The sequence below is a fragment of the Mycobacterium sp. genome, assembly GCF_051006775.1.
Taxonomy (GTDB): domain Bacteria; phylum Actinomycetota; class Actinomycetes; order Mycobacteriales; family Mycobacteriaceae; genus Mycobacterium.
The window spans coordinates 1-4,531 of record NZ_JBPCSX010000230.1; the positions used below are offsets into that span (position 1 = coordinate 1).

Sequence of the window (4,531 nt, forward strand, 5' to 3'; positions counted from 1 at the left end):
GCCTGCCTGGTCGGCTGCGGCGTCACCACCGGCTACGGATCAGCCACCCACACCGCACAGATCAAGCCCGGTGAGGATGTCGCAGTCGTGGGCGTCGGCGGGGTCGGCATGTCGGCACTGCAGGGCGCGGTCATCTCCGGAGCGCGCAATATCTTCGTCATCGAGCCGGTCGAGTGGAAGCGCGATGCCGCACTGAAATTCGGCGCCACCCATGCCTATCCGGATATCGAGACGGCAATGGCCGGCATCGCGGAAGCGACCGGCGGTTTCATGGCCAAGAAGGTCATCGTCACCGTGGGTGAGGTGCACGGCGCCGACGTCGACAACTACATGAACATCACCTCCAAGTCGGGCACCTGTGTGATGACCGCCATCGGCAGCATGGTCGACACCAACGTCACGCTGAACCTGGCGATGCTGACGTTGATGCAGAAGAACCTGCAGGGCACCATCTTTGGTGGCGGCAACCCTTACTTCGACATCCCGCACATCCTGTCGATGTACAAGATGGGCAAGATCAACCTCGACGATATGATCACTCGCGAGTACCGCCTCGAACAGATCAACGACGGCTATAAGGACATGCTGGAGGGCCGCAACATCCGCGGGGTCATCCGCTACACCGACGAGGATCGCTGACCTTGGCACAGGAGACCACCGAGCTGACGCCCGCCCTGGCTGCCTCCCGGGAGTCATGGCGGTGCGTGCAGTCCCACGATCGTGAGGGTTGGCTCTCGCTGATGGCGCCCGACGTCGTCATCGAGGATCCGATCGGGCAGTCGTTCACCAACCCCGACGGTCTCGGGGTGCGTGGTAAGGACGCCGTCGCGGCGTTTTACGACGCCAACATCGCAGTGAACAACCTCTCAGTCACCTGCGAGGAGACCTTCCCGTCGAGTTCACCCAACGAAGTGGCCCACATCCTGGTTCTGCGCAGCCGGTTCGAAGGCGGAATGACCTCCGCAGTGCGCGGTGTGTTCTGCTACCGGGTCGACGACGACGGTCTGATCACCAACATGCGGGGCTACTGGAACCTCGAGGGCATGGCGTTCGGTCAGGCTGAGTGAGCGATTCGCCACTGCGCGGCACCGCAGCCGTCGTAGTCGGCGGATCACGTGGGATCGGCGCCGCGGTGTCGAAACTGCTGGCCAGCCTCGGCGCCGGCGTCGTGGTGAACGGGCGCGATACCGGCGCGGTCGACGAGACGGTGGCAGCTATCACCGCAGCCGGCGGAAGTGCGGTCGGACTCGCCGGTGCGGCATCTGAGGAAGCCGTCGCGGAAGCGCTGATAAGCCTGTGCGAGAAAGAATTCGGCGGTATCCACGGTCTGGTCAATTGTGCGGGGACCGCTGAACCCATCGGTTCATCGATTCTCGAGGTGACACCGGATCAGTTCCGCGAATTGCTCGAGGCGCACCTGGGCACCGTCTTCGCCACCTGCCGGGCGGCCGCGCCGCGGATGGTCGCCGCCGGCGGCGGTGCGATCGTCAACACGAGTTCGTTCGCGTTCCTTGGCGATTACGGCGGCACGGGTTACCCGGCCGGTAAGGGCGCGGTCAATGGATTGACGATGGCGATCGCGGCCGAACTCGCCGAGCACGGGGTGCGTGCCAATGTGGTGTGCCCCGGTGCGCGGACCCGGTTATCCACCGGACCGGACTACGAGGGGCACATTGAGTCGCTGCGGCAGCGCGGCATGCTCGACGATGTGAGCGCCCGCGGCGCACTGGATGCCGCACCCCCGGAGTACGTCGCCCCGATGTACGCCTATCTGATCAGCGACCTTTCGAAGCGGATCACCGGCCAGATGTTCATTGCCGCAGGAGGATTCGTCGGCCGATTCAACCGGCCAACCCCCGAATTTCTCGGCTACCGCGACCACCATGACAGTCCGCCGTGGTCGCTGGATGAGATCAGCGGCATGCTGGCGCCGAAGACCTAGCCGAGTATCGTCAGGCGGCCTTCTGCGCCGAACGGCGACTTGAGCCGGCCTCCTTCAGGCCTGGTCCTTCACCGGAACGCTTGGCGGTGGCGGCAGCAGCTGCGGCTGGCTGAGTCCTGTGGCCGCGGCCGACTGCGGCGGCGCTGACAGCCGTCGCGGCGACGCGGGCCTTGAGCCGCGCCGGGGTCTGCTGAGTGACGGCGGACGCGGGTGCCCGGTCGGTGCGGGGCAGCACCCCGACGATCGCGTTGACGATGTCGGTGGCACTGTTGACGACGAAGCCGACCCCGGCCTTGATGACACTGACAACACCGTCGGCGACCGCGACCACAATGTTCTGCAGGTTCAAGGTGCCGATGGCCGCGACGACGTTATAGGCGGCGGTCTGCGGCGCCACGATCAGATCCCGGGTGTTGACGAAAAGTTGGGTCAGCAGACTCGGGTTCTGGCTCACCGGTATGCCCGCGTAACTCTGCATCATCCAGCCATCGGTGGGGTTGCCGGTCACCACGACCTGCTCGGTGTTACCCAGCGGATGAGACAGCAGCAACCCGATGTCGGGGTTGTCGACGTTCATGACCGACCACGCCATGATCGCCGCACCGTGCGAGAAGATCACCGGCTCGGTGTCACCGTTGGCGATCACGGTGGCCACGGCGCCGCTGTAGCGCGCGTCGAATTCGTTACCGCCCTCCCCCAGGGGAATCGGTAGCGACCGCAGGCCCAATGCCCAGGTCAGCGGGATCAGGAAGTACCCGATCCGGCCCAGTCCGCTGGAGATCGGCTGTCCCTCGAAGATGCCGGCGCTTATCTCACGGAACCCGGCGAGCTCCTGGGTAGACCATGTCGGTTGCAGAGCCATCAACGGCTGCGCGGTCTGATAGGTGCGGATCATGTTGGAGTAGTAGATGCCGTCGAAGCCGGCGAGTGCGAGCCCGGGGGCGATGTCCGCCGCCTGTTGTTCGCCGAGCGGTGTGAGTACCGGACCGGGCACCTTGGTGTCGATCCCCGCACCCGGAACATTGCCGAAGGACTCGGCGTGCCGGATGAGGGTCAAAGTCACCGAATCCGCGGCCCAGGCCGGCAGGGCCGCGCCGAGCAGAAGCGTGATCGCTCCGATGAATGTGAGGATCGCCTTGAGGGCCGGGCGCTGCATCTGTCCTCCATCTGGTGAAGCGGCACATCATCTGTTTGATACGTCCTACCTGAGCCGAATGCGTTCATCACGACAATCGGCAAAAACTCCGTTGGCTGCCCTGAGCACGAAATCTGCCGAGCCCTAAGCTCTAGTCCCATGGCCTCCGTTTTCACCATGATCATCAACCGCGCGATTCCGGGTCGGTTCGTCTACGAGGACGACGAAGTCGTGGCGTTCCTGACCATCGAGCCGATGACCCAGGGCCACACCCTGGTCGTACCCCGCGCCGAGGTGGACAACTGGCAGAACGTCGAGCCGGCACTGTTCGATCACGTGATGGCAGTGTCCCAGCGCATCGGCCGGGCGGTGTGCGCCGGTTTCGGCGCCGAGCGTGCCGGACTGATCATCGCCGGACTGGAGGTGCCGCACCTGCACGTGCACGTCTTCCCCGCCTACAACATCACCGACTTCGGTTTCGCCCACGTGGACCGCAATCCGTCACCGGAGTCACTCGACGAGGCACAGGCCAGGATCATCGCCGCACTGGCAGCCCTGGACTGAACGCGCCTGCAACACAGGCGGCGCTCCTACACTGAGGGCATGGACTTGGCGAAGGCCCTGATGAGCGTCGCGGCCGTCCCGGTAAAGGTCGGCTTGGTGCTAGCTGAATCCGGCCTGGGCCTGGCCGTCGATCTGACCAGAGTCACCCTCGGCGATGAAGCGGTGCCATCGGCGCGGGACTCGATGGTGCGGCTGCTGGGTCTGGAAGAGACCATCGACCGCGCCAACAAATTAGCAGCCCTGGTCGACGATGACGCACCGCTGGGGCGCGCGCTGGCGCCGGGCGGTCCGATGGATCGTCTGATGCGGCCCGGTGGCCTCATCGACCGGCTCACCGCTCCCGATGGTGTGCTGGACCGGATGACCGCCGAGGGCGGTGGGCTGGATCGGGCGCTGGCGCCGGGTGGGCTGGTCGAACAACTGCTCGCCGAGGACGGTCTGGTCGAGCGGGTGCTCTCCGAGGACGGGCTGGCCGACCGGCTGCTCGCCGAAGACGGCCTGATCGACAAGCTCACCGCTCGCAACGGGCCGCTGGAGCAGCTCGCCGATGTGGCCGACACACTCAACCGGTTGGCCCCCGGCCTCGAAGCGCTGGCACCGACCATCGAGCTCCTCCGGGAGGCGGTCACGACGCTGTCCATGGTGGTCAATCCGCTGAGCGATATCGCCGGACGGATCCCGCTGCCCGGACGCCGACTATGGCCGTTCAACTCCGAGCGGATGATCGACGACGGGGAATGACCGGATAGGCTCTTGCCTCGGCTGGTTCCCGCAGGCGCCGCCAGGCCTCCTTAGCTCAGTGGTAGAGCACTCGCCTTGTAAGCGAAAGGTCGTCAGTTCAATCCTGACAGGGGGCTCTGAGACCGAAACGTTGGTCCGAACAGAAAACG

6 protein-coding genes and 1 tRNA gene are annotated in these 4,531 nt (G+C 65.3%); 6 read left to right on the plus strand and 1 reads right to left on the minus strand.

Annotation, left to right across the window (positions count from 1 at the left end):
• The 3 genes from ACR2JI_RS16235 to ACR2JI_RS16245 all read left to right on the plus strand — a co-directional run.
• The coding region (locus ACR2JI_RS16235; protein WP_526391800.1) for a zinc-binding dehydrogenase at nucleotides 1-639 on the plus strand (639 nt) is incomplete at its 5' end.
• Complete coding sequence (locus ACR2JI_RS16240; RefSeq protein ID WP_526391810.1) at nucleotides 636-1,067, plus strand: nuclear transport factor 2 family protein; 432 nt, start codon at nucleotides 636-638, stop codon at nucleotides 1,065-1,067. The genes ACR2JI_RS16235 and ACR2JI_RS16240, both read left to right, overlap by 4 nt.
• Nucleotides 1,064-1,942 (plus strand): SDR family NAD(P)-dependent oxidoreductase, encoded by an 879-nt coding sequence (locus ACR2JI_RS16245; RefSeq protein WP_526391802.1) that lies wholly within the window; start codon nucleotides 1,064-1,066, stop codon nucleotides 1,940-1,942. The genes ACR2JI_RS16240 and ACR2JI_RS16245 overlap by 4 nt, the downstream gene beginning before the upstream one ends.
• A 10-nt stretch (nucleotides 1,943-1,952) precedes the next feature.
• Here ACR2JI_RS16245 and ACR2JI_RS16250 read toward each other — a convergent pair whose 3' ends face one another.
• Entirely contained in the window at nucleotides 1,953-3,098 is a 1,146-nt protein-coding gene (locus ACR2JI_RS16250) for a histidine phosphatase family protein (protein ID WP_526391804.1), read from the minus strand.
• 138 nt (nucleotides 3,099-3,236) lie between these two features.
• On the opposite strand from ACR2JI_RS16250, the gene ACR2JI_RS16255 reads away from it, so the two are divergent.
• From ACR2JI_RS16255 to ACR2JI_RS16265, 3 genes are all read left to right on the plus strand, one after another.
• Entirely contained in the window at nucleotides 3,237-3,641 is a 405-nt protein-coding gene (locus tag ACR2JI_RS16255; RefSeq protein ID WP_526391806.1) for an HIT family protein, read from the plus strand.
• A 39-nt stretch (nucleotides 3,642-3,680) separates the two neighbouring features.
• Entirely contained in the window at nucleotides 3,681-4,382 is a 702-nt protein-coding gene (locus ACR2JI_RS16260; protein ID WP_526391808.1) for a hypothetical protein, read from the plus strand.
• A 44-nt stretch (nucleotides 4,383-4,426) separates the two neighbouring features.
• Nucleotides 4,427-4,498, plus strand: a tRNA-Thr gene (locus ACR2JI_RS16265).
• The last annotated feature ends 33 nt before the right edge of the window (nucleotides 4,499-4,531 follow it).

What these genes read in the sequence shown, in the direction of transcription:
- ACR2JI_RS16250 (WP_526391804.1), bottom strand. Translation starts at nt 3,098, where the DNA reads ATGCAGCGCCCGGCCCTCAAGGCGATCCTCACATTCATCGGAGCGATC.
- ACR2JI_RS16255 (WP_526391806.1), top strand. Translation starts at nt 3,237, where the DNA reads ATGGCCTCCGTTTTCACCATGATCATCAACCGCGCGATTCCGGGTCGG.
- ACR2JI_RS16260 (WP_526391808.1), top strand. Translation starts at nt 3,681, where the DNA reads ATGGACTTGGCGAAGGCCCTGATGAGCGTCGCGGCCGTCCCGGTAAAG.